This is a genomic window from Ensifer sp. ENS11 (assembly GCF_014851895.1).
Lineage (GTDB): Bacteria > Pseudomonadota > Alphaproteobacteria > Rhizobiales > Rhizobiaceae > Ensifer > Ensifer canadensis.
Map to the genome: position 1 here is coordinate 328,948 of NZ_JACVAN010000004.1, position 13,549 is coordinate 342,496.

Annotated in this window: 13 protein-coding genes; 9 read left to right on the plus strand and 4 right to left on the minus strand. The window is 62.0% G+C overall.

From position 1 onward, the window contains the following. Nucleotides 1–136: 136 nt before the first annotated feature. The 3 genes from IB264_RS10785 (at nucleotide 137) to murI (ending at nucleotide 3,892) form a co-directional block, all read left to right on the plus strand. Nucleotides 137–2,125 (plus strand): FUSC family protein, encoded by a 1,989-nt coding sequence (locus tag IB264_RS10785; RefSeq protein WP_025427172.1) that lies wholly within the window; start codon nucleotides 137–139, stop codon nucleotides 2,123–2,125. Nucleotides 2,126–2,214: 89 nt separating this feature from the next. Next, nucleotides 2,215–3,060 (plus strand): RNA methyltransferase, encoded by an 846-nt coding sequence (locus IB264_RS10790; RefSeq protein ID WP_025427171.1) that lies wholly within the window; start codon nucleotides 2,215–2,217, stop codon nucleotides 3,058–3,060. Beyond that, nucleotides 3,047–3,892 carry a glutamate racemase gene (murI, locus tag IB264_RS10795; RefSeq protein WP_025427170.1) on the plus strand — a complete coding sequence of 282 codons (846 nt, stop codon included), beginning with the start codon at nucleotides 3,047–3,049 and terminating at the stop codon, nucleotides 3,890–3,892. The genes IB264_RS10790 and murI overlap by 14 nt, the downstream gene beginning before the upstream one ends. On the opposite strand, the gene IB264_RS10800 is transcribed toward murI, so the two are convergent. Continuing rightward, entirely contained in the window at nucleotides 3,889–4,047 is a 159-nt protein-coding gene (locus IB264_RS10800; RefSeq protein WP_156407977.1) for a hypothetical protein, read from the minus strand. The two genes, murI and IB264_RS10800, sit on opposite strands and share 4 nt — an antisense overlap. A gap of 255 nt (nucleotides 4,048–4,302) precedes the next feature. On the opposite strand from IB264_RS10800, the gene IB264_RS10805 reads away from it, so the two are divergent. Then, a complete protein-coding gene (locus IB264_RS10805) occupies nucleotides 4,303–5,817 on the plus strand; it encodes an ATP-binding protein (protein WP_025427169.1) in 1,515 nt (504 codons plus the stop codon). An 86-nt stretch (nucleotides 5,818–5,903) separates the two neighbouring features. On the opposite strand, the gene IB264_RS10810 is transcribed toward IB264_RS10805, so the two are convergent. Then, the gene (locus IB264_RS10810) at nucleotides 5,904–6,239 is read right to left on the minus strand and encodes a cupin domain-containing protein (RefSeq protein ID WP_025427168.1); all 336 of its coding nucleotides are present in this window, start codon (nucleotides 6,237–6,239) and stop codon (nucleotides 5,904–5,906) included. A gap of 113 nt (nucleotides 6,240–6,352) precedes the next feature. Between IB264_RS10810 and IB264_RS10815 the strand changes: the two genes are divergently transcribed. From IB264_RS10815 to IB264_RS10835, 5 genes are all read left to right on the plus strand, one after another. Next, a complete protein-coding gene (locus IB264_RS10815; protein WP_025427167.1) occupies nucleotides 6,353–6,880 on the plus strand; it encodes a MarR family winged helix-turn-helix transcriptional regulator in 528 nt (175 codons plus the stop codon). Nucleotides 6,881–7,107: 227 nt separating this feature from the next. Beyond that, nucleotides 7,108–7,725 carry a 30S ribosomal protein S4 gene (gene rpsD / locus IB264_RS10820; RefSeq protein ID WP_025427166.1) on the plus strand — a complete coding sequence of 206 codons (618 nt, stop codon included), beginning with the start codon at nucleotides 7,108–7,110 and terminating at the stop codon, nucleotides 7,723–7,725. Nucleotides 7,726–7,886: 161 nt separating this feature from the next. Then, entirely contained in the window at nucleotides 7,887–8,834 is a 948-nt protein-coding gene (locus tag IB264_RS10825; protein WP_025427165.1) for a glutaminase, read from the plus strand. A gap of 111 nt (nucleotides 8,835–8,945) precedes the next feature. Next, nucleotides 8,946–9,830, plus strand: a complete 885-nt coding sequence (gene ttcA / locus IB264_RS10830; RefSeq protein WP_025427164.1) for a tRNA 2-thiocytidine(32) synthetase TtcA — start codon at nucleotides 8,946–8,948, stop codon at nucleotides 9,828–9,830. After that, nucleotides 9,827–10,651, plus strand: coding sequence for an inositol monophosphatase family protein (locus IB264_RS10835; protein ID WP_192433330.1), 825 nt, complete (start codon nucleotides 9,827–9,829; stop codon nucleotides 10,649–10,651). The genes ttcA and IB264_RS10835 overlap by 4 nt, the downstream gene beginning before the upstream one ends. A 72-nt stretch (nucleotides 10,652–10,723) precedes the next feature. On the opposite strand, the gene IB264_RS10840 is transcribed toward IB264_RS10835, so the two are convergent. Both IB264_RS10840 and IB264_RS10845 read right to left on the minus strand, forming a co-directional pair. Next, complete coding sequence (locus IB264_RS10840; RefSeq protein WP_107028034.1) at nucleotides 10,724–11,953, minus strand: multidrug effflux MFS transporter; 1,230 nt, start codon at nucleotides 11,951–11,953, stop codon at nucleotides 10,724–10,726. A 118-nt stretch (nucleotides 11,954–12,071) separates the two neighbouring features. After that, on the minus strand, nucleotides 12,072–13,307 hold the full coding sequence (locus tag IB264_RS10845; RefSeq protein ID WP_025427161.1) for a multidrug effflux MFS transporter: 1,236 nt from the start codon (nucleotides 13,305–13,307) through the stop codon (nucleotides 12,072–12,074). Nucleotides 13,308–13,549 lie beyond the last annotated feature (242 nt).

The following is a 13,549-nucleotide window of genomic DNA, read 5'->3' on the forward strand; positions in this document are numbered from 1 at the left end:
CGACCGGCGGGCAGGGGCCGAGGATGGGTTTTGGACTGGTTTAAGCCGGCCTGCGCCTTGAAAAGATCGGAGGCAGCGTTAATCAAGAAGAAGCGGTGACGCGTCGATGGTCACCGTAGCAGGCAAAAGGCATCCGATGGAAATTCGCTCCCGCGTGCGCGACTGGCTTCTCGCCAATGATCCTGCCTTTTCCCGGCTGCGCCAGGCGACGCGCATCACCGCGACGATCGTTTCGTCGGTTTGCCTGCTGATGGCCTTCCACTATCTCGTGGCGCCATTGCCGCCGGCAGCCTACGGCCTTGCCGTTTCGCTCTCGATCGAAGGCGGCCTTGCCGTCCGCGACCGCACGCACGGCGAACAGCTCGTGACCCGTATAATCGCCGTCATCGTTGGCGTCTCGATGGTCGCGCTGGCCTCGGTGCTGGAGAGCCACCGCTACGTCTCCGATGTCGTTTTCCTGTCGATCATCTTCCTGGCGGTCTATTGTCGCTCCTTCGGGCCGAGATGGTTTGCCGTCGGCATGTTCGCCTTCATGTCCTATTTCATCGGAGCTTATCTGCGTCCGACGATTGACCAGTTGCCCGCACTGGTCTTCGGTGCAGCGGTTTCGGCCATGGTCGCCCACCTGGTCCGCACCGTGCTTCTGCCCGACCACCGCTATCGCGACCTCATGCGCGCTGCGGCCAGCGTCCAGCAGCGCGTCGACCAGATGCTGGAGGAGCTGGTCGATGTCGCACGCAAACCGACCCTGATCGAGACGGATCGCACCCGGCTGCACCGGAGGGAAGAGCGCCTCAAGGAGGCGGTGCTGATGGCGGAAAGTTTCATTCCGACCGAGAACCGACGCCCGGAACCCGAGCCCGGCCTTGCCTCGTCGGATGTGGTGATCAACCTTTTCGACCTGCATCTGGCGGCAGAAAGCGTCATCGTGCTGAGCCTTCAGGCCATGCCTCCGGTCGCATTGGTCGAAGCGATGCTTACGCGCAACTCCGCCGAGATCGAAGCGGAGACGGCGCGCATCGACCGCACGAACGAGCGGCTTGTCGAGACCGTCAAGGCGCTCTCGTGGCTGCGCAATGTTCGCCAGCGCCTCGCCCATAGCCTGGAAAAACTCGACGCGCATGATCTCGAGGATCCGGTGGAGCGAGCCGTTGCCCCGGCGTCCACGCGTCCAAAGCTGACAGTGTCTAATCCGGCGCTCAAAACGGCCATCCAGATCACGCTCGCCGCCGGCATCGCCATGGTGTTCGGGCTGATGCTGTCGCGCGACCGATGGTTCTGGGCGGTGCTGGCTGCCTTTCTCGTTTTTACCAACACCCGCTCGCGCGGCGATACGGCGGTCAAGGCGCTACAGCGCTCGGCCGGTACGCTATTTGGCATCGTGGTCGGCATCGTCGCCGGCACGCTGGTTGCCGGAAACATCTATTTGGTGCTGCCGCTGAGTGCGCTCTGCATCTTTCTCGCGTTCTATTTCCTCGCAGTTTCCTATGCGTCGATGACCTTCTTCGTCTCTATCGTGCTGTCGCTGCTCTACAGCCTGATGGGCGTGCTGACCCCACAGCTGCTGCAGCTGCGGCTGGAGGAAACCCTGATCGGCTCCATCGCCGGTACTGTGGTTGCCTTCGTGGTTTTCCCGACCCGTACGCGAACATCGCTTGATCTCGCGATCAAGGCCTGGTGTGGCGAACTGACAGGACTGCTGCAAGCGGCGAAGGAGGGCGCCTCCGGCATGGCGCTGATTGCGCGGTCGCAGTCCGTCGACCGCGCCTACCGCGAGCTTGCCGCGGCGGCCAAGCCCCTTGGCGTTTCCTGGCAGCTTGTCACGCGCCCCGGCCACGTCAGGCAGACGCTGGCGATCTTCATGGGGTGCACCTATTGGGCGCGCGTGTTTGCCCGTCGCGTTGCCGACGAGGCCGACGCCGTCGGCTCCACGTTCCACACCGACATCGACGAAAATCTGACATTGATTCGCTCGATCGCGGAGAAAGGGGCCGGCTATTTCTACGACGGCGGCCGCGTCGCCGGGCCAGTCAGCCGACATCTGCCGATATCGAAGGACGATGCGGAACTGGGGCTGGAGATGATCGGCATCTCCCTCAGCCGTCTGCATCCGGCAACACCGTGATGCCCGCAGTCCTCAGCATGTCGGCCGGACTTTAATTTTCCGGTCTTTTGTGCGAGGGAAGCGCCGAACAGAAGGCGAAGGCGAAAGACATGGCAGGCACCAACAGCGAACGAGAACTCCTGACCGAAGGACCGGCGATCATTCTCGCCTATCCGCAGCTCGGCGAGAATATCGGCATGGTTGCCCGCGCCATGGCCAATTTCGGCCTGTCTGAACTGCGCCTCGTCAACCCGCGCGATGGCTGGCCGAACGAAAAGGCGCAGTCTGCCGCCAGCCGCGCCGACCACGTCATCGAAGGCGCCAAGCTCTACGACACGCTGGAAGAGGCGATCGCCGACCTCAACTTCGTCTATGCGACAACGGCGCGCGACCGTTACGGCTACAAGCCGGTTCGCTCGCCGATAGTGGCGGCGCGCACGCTGAGACAGCGCTTCGTAGCCGGCGAGGCGACCGGCATCATCTTCGGCCGCGAGCGCACCGGATTGACGAACGAGGAAGTGGCGCTTGCCGACGAGATTGTGACGTTCCCCGTCAATCCGGCTTTCGCTTCGCTCAATCTCGCCCAGGCGGTGCTGCTAATGTCCTACGAGTGGCTGAAGACGGGCATGGAAAGCGAAGACCAGACGTCGTTCCAGGCACTGGAGCAGCGTCCGGCGAAGAAAGACGATCTGCAGGGCCTGTTCGATCACCTCGAGGATGCGCTGGAAGCGCGCAACTATTTCCGCTCCGCCGACAAAAAGCCGAAATTGGTCGAAAATCTGCGCACAGTTCTGACCAGACCAGCCTTTACCGAAACGGAAATCCGGGTGCTGCGCGGCGTGATTTCGTCGCTCGATCGGTTTTCGCGTGAACATCCCCGAGGTTCCGGCGCTCCCGTTGATCACAGCAGGGCCGAGCACAACAAGAAAGTATCAGACAGCGGTGACAGCGACTGAACTGAAACCCATTCTCGTCTTCGACAGCGGCATCGGCGGGCTCACGGTGCTGCGCGAGGCGAGGGTGCTGATGCCGGAGCGGCATTTCATCTATATCGCCGACGATGCCGGCTTCCCCTATGGCGGCTGGGAGGAAGAGGCCTTGCGCGCCCATGTCATCGCGCTCTTTGGCCGGCTGCTGGCCGAGCACGATCCCGAAATCTGCGTGATTGCCTGCAACACCGCATTCACCCTCGTCGGTGCCGATCTGCGCGCCGCCTTTCCGCAGATGACCTTCGTTGGCACCGTGCCGGCGATCAAGCCGGCGGCCGAGCGCACGCGCTCGGGGCTGGTTTCCGTGCTTGCGACACCAGGCACGGTCAAGCGCGCCTATACGCGCGACCTCATCCAGTCCTTCGCCAGCCAATGCCATGTCCGCCTGGTCGGATCGGAGAACCTCGCCAAGATGGCCGAGGCCTATATTCGCGGCGAAAAGCTCGATGATGCGGAGGTATTGGCCGAGATCACCCCGTGCTTCATCGAGATGGATGGCCGCAAGACCGATATCGTCGTTCTCGCCTGCACGCATTATCCCTTTCTGGCCAATCTGTTCCGCAAGCTGGCGCCCTGGCCGGTCGACTGGTTGGATCCAGCCGAGGCCATCGCCCGGCGGGCCCGCTCGCTCGTGCCGCTGCCCGACGGCTTTGAGCCGTTGAACGGCGAGGACCCGGCGATCTTCACTTCGGGAAATCCCGATTTTTCCACACGCCGGCTGATGCAGGGCTTCGGCCTGACCGTCATGTCGAACGTCACTACCCCCGAACAGACGGCCGCCAGCGAAACGATCGGCTAGAAGAAGATCGCCAGCAGGACGCCAATCGACGCGGCGAGCGCAATCGCAATCAGGAAGTTCGCGCGGCCTGATTGCGCGGATTCCTTTTTCGAGACGATGCGTTGACCATCCTCGTAGTTCATCTGGAAGTGGTTTTCGGTCTCGTTCTGATCCATTCGTGGCCCGGAAATCCCGGTCGCTCAAAGACGTATGGGCCGGGGCAGGCGCTTGTTAAAGATGTATCAATAGGTTTATTCAACGTTTCCGCGCAAACAACCGGGTGAACTGGCCGATCTTTCCATGGTCCACAACGCGGTATTCCCTGTGGGTTTTCTGCAGCGGTTGCATGACCGCCGGCAAAACCGTGCTAGGTGTCGCTCGTTTGGCGAACTCAGCATGGTCGCGAATCAATCCAAAATGAAGAGGTGGAAATGAAGGTCGGCATCGACATGGGAGCGACGTCCGAAGGGACCTCGGCCTCGCTCGATATCGAAGAGCTTCTGGCCACCCGTCTTCTGGTGCAGGGCAATTCCGGTTCGGGAAAATCGCACCTTCTAAGAAGGTTGCTGGAGCAGTCTGCGCCATGGGTGCAGCAATGCATCATCGACCCCGAGGGCGATTTCGTCACACTTGCCGACAAGTTCGGCCATGTGGTCGTCGAGGGTGAGCGCACGGACGCTGAGCTGATCGGCATTGCCACGCGCATTCGTCAGCACCGAGTTTCCTGCGTGCTTTCGCTCGAAGGTCTCGACATCGAACAGCAGATGCGCAGCGCCGGCGTCTTCTTGAACGCCATGTTCGATGCGGATCGGGAATACTGGTATCCCGTACTCGTGGTGGTCGACGAAGCGCAGATGTTTGCGCCGTCGGTCGCTGGTGACGTCACCGAAGAAGTCCGCAAGATCTCGCTCGGCGCGATGACCAACCTCATGTGCCGTGGCCGAAAGCGTGGACTTGCCGGCGTCATCGCCACGCAGCGCCTGGCAAAACTTGCCAAGAACGTGGCGGCGGAGGCGTCCAACTTCCTGATGGGCCGCACATTCCTTGATATCGACATGCTGCGCGCTGCCGACCTGCTCGGCATGGATCGCCGCACGGCCGAAATGTTCCGCGATCTGAAGCGCGGCTCCTTCGTCGCCCTTGGCCCGGCGCTGTCGCGCCGGCCGCTGAAGGTGACGATCGGTGCCGTCGAGACTTCAGCACGCTCGACGAGCCCGAAGCTGATGCCGCTGCCGGAAGCGCCGCAGGACGTGGAAGACCTGATCTTCACGCCTGACGCCGACGAACTGACGCGGCCGATCATGCGCCGTGCCGTACCGCCGCCGCGCCCGGCAACCGATATTCTCGCGGAGCTTTCCCGGCCGCGCCCCGAACCGGTCGCCCCGGTGGAAACCAGGCCAGCCCAGCCGGAAATGTCGGCGGAGGAGCGCGGTGCGCTGCTGGACGGTCTGTTTACCGAGATTCTCGCCAATCCCGATGCCGCGTTCCGGCCGGATGCCGAACTGTTCCAGGATTTCCTCGTGCGCTGCCGGATTCGCCGCGTGCCGGGAGCAGCCCTGTCCTTGAGCGCATTTCGGCGCAAGATGGCAATTGCCCGCTCCGGCGTCGACACTGAGACTGCGGCGACAGAGGCCTGGGCGTCGGCGCTCCGGCTTGCCGATCGCGTCACCGAGGACCTGCAGGGCGTGTTCCTGATGATGGCGCAGGCGGCCGTGCGCGGCCTTGCCTGTCCGTCGGACGCGATGATCGCGCGCGCCTACGGCACCCATTCCGCACGACGCGCCAGACGCCTGCTCGGCTATTTCGAGGAGAATGGGCTCGTTGTCGTCCATGCCGATTTCACCGGCAAGCGTATAGTCGCCTTTCCGGACCTCGGCCACGAAACGGCGCCGGGCGACGCCAACGGGCCGGATGCAATGGATCCGTCCGCCGCTGCAGCTGAATAGGCACGTCCTCCGCCCGAGGCTTCAATTCCAAGTATTTGAAGACGAGACGGTACCGATGCACAACGCCACCCGTCGCTTGCGGGGCGTCAAACCCACTCCTGAATCACGCGGTCGGACGCGTGGATGCAGGTCATCTCAAGCCGGGTGTTGCCGCTGTTGACGAAACGGTGCGGCGTGCTGGGATCGACGATGATGATGTCGCCGGCCTTGCCGATGAGCGTCTGCTCACCGACCGTGAACTCCGCCTCGCCCGAATGAATGAGCCAGGTCTCCGGATAGGGGTGAACGTGAAGCGCCGGCCCTTGGCCAGGCTCCGCATCCATCAGGAAAAGCGAAACCGGCGTGCCGTACTGCCCCCCTTCAAAGAGGATCGTCCGGTTGGGGCTCTGTTTCTGCTCTGCACGGGGAATGACATGAAACATGGTGGCCTCCATCGGGGTTGGTTTACCGGTTCGAATGAATTATCTTGACGAGAAGATATTATGTAAAAATATCTTCTCGTCAAGATATATTGCCAAACACCGCGGAGTTGATAATGCAGCATGAGCAAGAGGAGAGGGACCACGTCGACCGGTTGCGCGCGCAATGGGATCGCGAATTGCCGGATCTCGATACGGAGCCAATGACCATCCTCGGGCGGGCCTATCGGCTTTCTAATCTCGTGCGTCCGTCGATCGAGGAAACCTTTGCCTCCTTCGGTCTCGACCGCGGCGAATTCGACGTGATCTCAACACTCCGGCGCTCCGGCCCACCGTATCGCCTCACGCCGACCGACCTTTATACATTGCTGATGATTTCGTCAGGCGGACTGACACATCGACTCGATCGATTACAAAAGGCGGGGCTGATCCTGCGCGAGCGCTCGGTATCGGATGGACGCAGCAGCGTGGTTGGGTTGACGGAGAAGGGCATAGCGCTTGCCGAAGCCGCGTTTCGGGCTGACATGGCGAGCGAGGCGCGCTATATCGCAGGTCTGAAGCCGGAGGAACGCGCAGCACTGGCAGCGCTATTGAAAACGCTGCTTGTTTCCTTGGAAAACCAACAGGCTGGCGACCCTGCCTGAAATGGTGCCGAATACGGTGATTTCGTTTGACAATGGCGGCTGGAAGCCCTAAAGCCGCCCCAACGCCGGGCAGAAATGTCCGGTGTTTCATTTGACATGTCCCGTGGTTTCTCCGGCAGCGTGATCGTGAGAATCCTGTCAGAACTCTCAAAATGGGTTCAGAGGAGGGCGTGTTTCCTTGATCCGGTTTGGCAACAGACCGGTGTAACCGACTGAAAGGAAATGCGATGAGCAAGCGCGAATCGTCCAAGTACAAAATTGACCGCCGTATGGGCGAAAACATCTGGGGCCGTCCGAAGTCGCCGGTTAACCGCCGCGAATACGGCCCGGGCCAGCACGGCCAGCGTCGCAAGTCCAAGCTTTCGGACTTCGGTGTGCAGCTGCGCGCCAAGCAGAAGCTCAAGGGCTACTACGGCGACATCCGCGAAAAGCAGTTCCGTGCGATCTTCGCCGAAGCTGACCGCCGCAAGGGCGACACCCCGGAGAACCTGATCGGCCTGCTCGAATCGCGTCTCGACGCGATCGTCTACCGCGCAAAGTTCGTTCCGACCGTTTTCGCCGCACGTCAGTTCGTCAACCATGGCCACGTCAAGGTTAACGGCGTTCGCGTCAACATCGGTTCCTACCGTTGCAAGCCGGGCGACGTCATCGAAGTCAAGGAAAAGTCCAAGCAGCTCGTTACGGTTCTCGAAGCCGTTCAGCTCGCTGAGCGCGACGTTCCGGATTACATCGAAGTCGACCACAACAAGATGGTTGCAACCTTCGTCCGCGTTCCGGTTCTCTCCGACGTGCCTTACGCCGTCGTCATGGAACCGCACCTCGTCGTCGAATTCTATTCGCGTTAATCCGAGGCTCTGGCCTTGTGAACGATCGAAACCGCCCGGAAACGGGCGGTTTTTTTGTCTCTTCAGATACGTGGCTGTTTGATCTGCCGCGCGTCTTGTTCCGCGACGGGGACTTGGTCGCCTCGGCGGGACAATGGCTCGCGCGACGAAGGGGAAATCGCATGCCGGAGCAGAAGACGCCGCAGGACCTGCAGGCGATCATCGAGGACATTTACCGCGAGCTGACGCCACGGCTCGGCGAGGGCAAGGTCGCCGACTACATCCCACAGCTTGCGCGCGTTTCTCCGAAACACTTCGGAATGGCAATCGTCACCACCGACGGGCAGGTGCACCGGGTCGGCGACGCCGAGGTGCCGTTCTCCATCCAGAGCGTCTCCAAGGTATTCACCCTGACGCTGGCGCTCGGCAAGCACGGTGAGACCATCTGGCACCGCGTCGGCCGCGAACCTTCAGGCTCGGCCTTCAACTCGATCGTCCAGCTCGAGCAGGAAGGCGGCAAGCCGCGCAACCCGTTCATCAATGCCGGCGCGATCACCATCAGCGACCTGATCCTTGCCGGCCACACGCCGCGCGAACTGATCGGCGAGATCGTCCAGTTCGTTCGTTATCTCGCAGATGACGATGCCATCGTCATAGACCACGAGGTCGCGCGCTCCGAGACGGCGACCGGCTTCCGTAATTTCGCGCTTGCCAACTTCATGCGCTCCTTCGGCCGGCTCGATCACCCGGTCGAGCATGTGCTCGGCGTCTATTTCCACCATTGCGCTCTGGCAATGACCTGCAGCCAGCTCGCCAAGGCGGGCCTGTTTCTGGCAGCCGGCGGCACCAACCCGCTGACCGGCCATTCCGTCGTATCGCGCCAGCGGGCCCGACGTATCAACGCGCTGATGCTGACCTGCGGCCACTATGACGGCTCGGGCGATTTCGCCTATCGCGTCGGTCTGCCCGGCAAGAGCGGTGTTGGCGGCGGCATTCTCGCGGTCGCACCCGGCAAGGCCTCCGTCGCCGTCTGGTCGCCGGGCCTGAACGAGAACGGCAATTCGCTGTTGGGATCGCTGGCGCTGGAGATGTTGGCCGCCCGCACCGGTTGGTCGGTGTTTGGCTCCTGATTTCGGACGAAGGGCCGTTTTCCCTTGATCTTGCGGATGGAACGGGGCAAGTGCTGGCCGTGACGTGCCGTGCGCTCTCCTTCCCGAGCCGGCCATTCCAGGATCGTTGCCATGGATCATTCGCCAGCCCTTTCGCCTGACGCAATCGACAATGCCGTTGAAGACGGCGATATCGAGACGGGTCTTCATCCGATCTTCGAACGCATGCCGTCGTCGGTCTCCTTCAACAAGCTGCGCAAGCGGCTCTTGCGGCAGACGCGCCAGGCGCTCGACGATTTCGGCATGCTGAAGGGCGCCAAGCGCTGGCTGGTCGGGATTTCAGGCGGCAAGGACAGCTATAGCCTGCTGGCACTGCTGATGGACCTGCAATGGCGCGGGCTGCTGCCCGTCGAGCTTGTCGCCTGCAACCTCGATCAGGGGCAGCCGAATTTTCCGAAGCATATCCTGCCGGAATACCTGGCCTCGATCGGCGTTAAGCACCGTATCGAGTATCGCGACACCTATTCGATCGTGAAGGAAAAGGTGCCGACAGGCGCCACCTATTGCTCGCTCTGTTCGCGGCTGCGCCGCGGCAATCTTTACCGGATCGCGCGCGAAGAGGGCTGCGATGCGCTGGTGCTCGGCCATCACCGCGAGGATATTCTGGAGACGTTCTTCATGAATTTCTTCCACGGCGGCAGGCTCGCCTCGATGCCGGCGAAGCTTCTGAACGACGAAGGCGACCTGATGCTGCTGCGGCCGCTGGCCTATGCGGCAGAGGACGACTTGGCGAAATTTGCCACTGCCATGGAATTTCCGATCATTCCCTGCGACCTCTGCGGCTCGCAGGACGGCCTTGAGCGCAATGCCATGAAGGCAATGCTTGCCGACCTCGAACGACGCATGCCGGGCCGCAAGGACACGATGCTGCGGGCGCTCGGCCATGTGAACCCCTCGCATCTGCTCGACCCCAAGCTTTTCGACTTCCAGTCCCTCTCACCGGAGCCCAAAGAATGAGCCATTCCGTCGACATCGCCGCCCTTGCCAATCTGCTGCAGGAGGCTGCGGTCAAAGAAATCCTGCCGCGGTTTCGTAATCTCGGCGCGGGCGATGTCCGGATGAAGTCGGAAGCGATCGATCTCGTCACCGAGGGCGACGAGGCAGCCGAGCGCCTGATCAAGGCACGCATGGATGAGATTGCGCCAGGCGCCGTGTTCATCGGCGAAGAATCCGTTGCTGCCGATCCGGCGCTGCTCGACAAGCTGGTAGACGCCGATCTCGCCGTCGTCGTCGATCCGATCGACGGCACCTTTAACTTCGCAGCCGGCCTGCCGCTGTTCGGCGTCATGGCGAGCGTCGTGTCCAAGGGCGAGACCGTTGCCGGCATCATCTACGACCCGCTTGGCAACGACTGGGTAATCGCCGAGAAGGGCTCCGGCGCCTGGATGTGCCGTCCTGACGGCTCGCAGGAGCGCATGTCGGTGACTGCAGGCGTTCCGCTTGAAAGCATGGTCGGCGGCGCCTCGACGGGCTTCTACAGCCAAGAGGCGCGGCGCGAAGTCATGGCCAACTTGGCCAAGGTCCGTATTGCGACCAGCTACCGGTGCGCCGCGCACGAGTATCGCATCCTTGCCGGCGGCTACATCCACTTCTTGATGTACCAGAAGCTGATGCCCTGGGATCATCTGGCCGGCACACTGATCGCGCAGGAGGCGGGTGCCTATGCCGCACGCTTCGACGGCGCGCCCTATCTGCCTGCCCACCTCAATGGCGGCCTGCTGCTGACGACCGACAAGGACAGCTGGGAAACGCTGCGTCGCGAAGTCTTCACCATCTAAACACCGACATCGTCGAAACAGAAAAGCCCGCCTGGAGCGATCCAGGCGGGCTTTTTGTTGGTGAGGTCGATATCACATATGGCCGCCGCCGTGGTCGAGCGAGACATCCTTGTCGCCGGGATGGGTGAAGAGCTTGCCCTTTTCGGCCCAAAGGGTGGCCAGGATCGTCACGAGCCCGAAGAGGGCAAAGCCCCCGAGCAACGGCTGCAGCGTGCCATTGAACAACTGGCCGACGGCGCCACCGAGCAGTGCGCCGCCGGTCGTCGAGACGAAACCGGTGATCGCGGTCGCCGTTCCGGCAAGGTGACCCATCGGCTCCAGGCTGATCGCGGTGAAGTTGGTGGCGATGACAGCGAAGAACATCAGAAGAACCGAGAACATCAGGTAGCTGATGACGAATGCCGGCGTGCCCCAGAGCGACATGGCAAAGCCGATCACGGAAATCAGCGTGAACAGGATCATCGACACGTGCGAGATGCGGCGCATGCCGAAGCTGCGCACGAAGAAGCCGTTGGCGAAATTGGCAACGGCGATGCCGCCGGCAGTGCCGGCAAAGGCGATCGGCAGCCACTCGCCGAGGCCATAGACCTCGCCGAAGATCTGCTGGACGGTGACGATGTAGGCGCAGATGACCGCGGTGAACATCGTCATGCCGATCATGTAGCCGCAGGTGATGCGGTTGGTCAGCACCGTCTTGAAGCCGGATGCGACCGATGAGACGGAAAGCGGCAGGCGCTCTTCCTTCGGCAGCGATTCCTTCATGCGGGCCAGTGCCCAGACGAAGAGGACAGCGCCGACGATGCCGATCAGGATGAAGATCCAGTGCCAGTTGGCGTAGAGGATGACGAGCTGACCGATCGACGGTGCGACGATCGGAACGATCATGAAAACGATCATGACGTAGGACATCACCCGCGCCATCTCGCGACCACCGAAGCAGTCACGCACGATCGCCATGGTGGTGATGCGCACGGCGGCAGCGCCGATGCCCTGGACGAAGCGCAGGACCAGCAGCATTTCGAAACTCTGGGTCAGGGCGGCGGCAAACATCGACACGGTGAAGAAGGCAAGGCCGCCGAGCAGCACGGCGCGACGTCCGAACGTATCGGAAAGGCTGCCGAAGAAGATCTGCGAAAGCCCGAAGCCAAGGAAGAACACGCCGATGACGAGCTGGGTGTCGTTGGAGTTGGCGACGCTCAGCGACTGGCCGATGCTCGGTAATGCCGGCAGCATGCTGTCGATGGCGATTGCCACGCTCGCCGTCATGACGGCAATGGTGATGATGAATTCGACGAGGCCCATATTGAGGCGGGCCGCGCCCGAAACCCCGTCGACATGTTCGGATTGTGTGGTGATCGTGGTCATTGTGCGAACCCGTGAAGAGCAGATCTGGGAGGAATAATCGGCCGGCAGGCTATCGTCAGCCTGCCGGATTGTGTGCCTTGAACAGCTTTCCGCGTTCGGCGATGAGGACGAAGACGACGCCGATCGCCGCGACGGTGAAGTAGCCGATCGCGAGCGGTGTCGCCGTCCCATCGAAAGCCTGGCCGATGAAGGCGCCGATGACGCCGCCGCCGATGGTCTGGGTGAAGCCGAGCACCGAGGAGGCCGTGCCGGCGACGTGGCCGAGCGGCTCCATCGCCATCGCATTGAAGTTCGACGCGATCAGCCCGAACTGGAACATGGCGGCGCCATAGAGCACCACGAACAGCGGGAAGGGCACCGGACCATAAAGCGACGCCGCCATCCAGAGGAAGCTCGCCAGCGTGAAGCCGAGTAGGGCAGCATGCGACAGCGCCCGCATGCCGAAGCGCCGAACGAGCTGCGAATTAGTGAAGGACGCGACCGCCATCATCCCGGCAAATGCCGCAAACACGACCGGAAACCACAGGCCCAGCCCATAGACCCCGACCAGGATCTGCTGGGCAGAGTTGATGAAGCCGAAGAGCGCCCCGAGGATAACGGATGTCGCCAGCGTATAGAACAGCGACAGCCGGTTCGTCAGGACGATCTTGAAGCCGCTGAGGATGACCGAAGGGGTAAAGGCGCGGCGATGATCCGGGTTCAGCGTTTCCTGAAGCCGGAACACCACAAGCGTTGCGATCGTGAAGGCAAAGAGCGCGATGACGACGAAGATCATGTGCCATTCGGCAAAGATCATGATCAACTGGCCGACGCTCGGCGCTATGACCGGCACGATCATGAACACCATCATGATCAGCGACATCACTTCAGCCATGCGACGGCCGCCATAGACGTCGCGAACGATCGACACGGTAATAACACGGGTCGCGGCTGCACCGATGCCCTGGACGAAGCGCAACGCCAGCAGCGCGCCGAAGGTCGGCACGATGACGATTGCGATCGCGCAGACACCATAAATGCCGAGGCCGACGAGCAGCGGCGCCTTGCGGCCGAATCGATCAGACAACGGGCCGAAGAAAAGCTGCGCCACGCCCATACCGATAAGATAGGCGGTGATGACATATTGCCGATGGTTTTCGTCGGTTACACCAAGGCTGGCGCCGATCTCCTGCAGGCCGGGCAACATGATATCGATCGACACGGCATTGACCGCCATCAGCATCGCCATCAAGGCGATGAACTGAAATTTGCTGAGGCCGGGAGCGGCCGCTTCGTCTGTCATGCTCGTCATAGGCAAAATCCTTGCGGCGCGCCGGACGCAACCGAAATAGGTCAAGACCGGAGTTTGTTCCGGAAAGAGGCGACGTCGGCTGGCAAAATGCCGGTCGGCATGTCGAGAACAGTTGAGGGGACGGGCCTGGTCCGGCGCAGCGGTGCAGGCGGCATCCGATGTGAAGCGAAAGGGACTATCGGCGATGGGCAGCCGGGCCAAGCCGGAGCATGGGAACGGGCGAACGCCCTTTCAGGCTGCTT

Coding starts and splice junctions, on each gene's coding strand:
- IB264_RS10845 (WP_025427161.1), bottom strand. CDS start 13,307: ATGACGAGCATGACAGACGAAGCGGCCGCTCCCGGCCTCAGCAAATTT.
- IB264_RS10835 (WP_192433330.1), top strand. CDS start 9,827: ATGAGCCATTCCGTCGACATCGCCGCCCTTGCCAATCTGCTGCAGGAG.
- IB264_RS10840 (WP_107028034.1), bottom strand. CDS start 11,953: ATGGGCCTCGTCGAATTCATCATCACCATTGCCGTCATGACGGCGAGC.
- IB264_RS10815 (WP_025427167.1), top strand. CDS start 6,353: ATGCAGCATGAGCAAGAGGAGAGGGACCACGTCGACCGGTTGCGCGCG.
- IB264_RS10810 (WP_025427168.1), bottom strand. CDS start 6,239: ATGTTTCATGTCATTCCCCGTGCAGAGCAGAAACAGAGCCCCAACCGG.
- IB264_RS10825 (WP_025427165.1), top strand. CDS start 7,887: ATGCCGGAGCAGAAGACGCCGCAGGACCTGCAGGCGATCATCGAGGAC.
- IB264_RS10785 (WP_025427172.1), top strand. CDS start 137: ATGGAAATTCGCTCCCGCGTGCGCGACTGGCTTCTCGCCAATGATCCT.
- IB264_RS10790 (WP_025427171.1), top strand. CDS start 2,215: ATGGCAGGCACCAACAGCGAACGAGAACTCCTGACCGAAGGACCGGCG.
- rpsD (WP_025427166.1), top strand. CDS start 7,108: ATGAGCAAGCGCGAATCGTCCAAGTACAAAATTGACCGCCGTATGGGC.
- ttcA (WP_025427164.1), top strand. CDS start 8,946: ATGGATCATTCGCCAGCCCTTTCGCCTGACGCAATCGACAATGCCGTT.
- IB264_RS10805 (WP_025427169.1), top strand. CDS start 4,303: ATGAAGGTCGGCATCGACATGGGAGCGACGTCCGAAGGGACCTCGGCC.
- IB264_RS10800 (WP_156407977.1), bottom strand. CDS start 4,047: ATGGATCAGAACGAGACCGAAAACCACTTCCAGATGAACTACGAGGAT.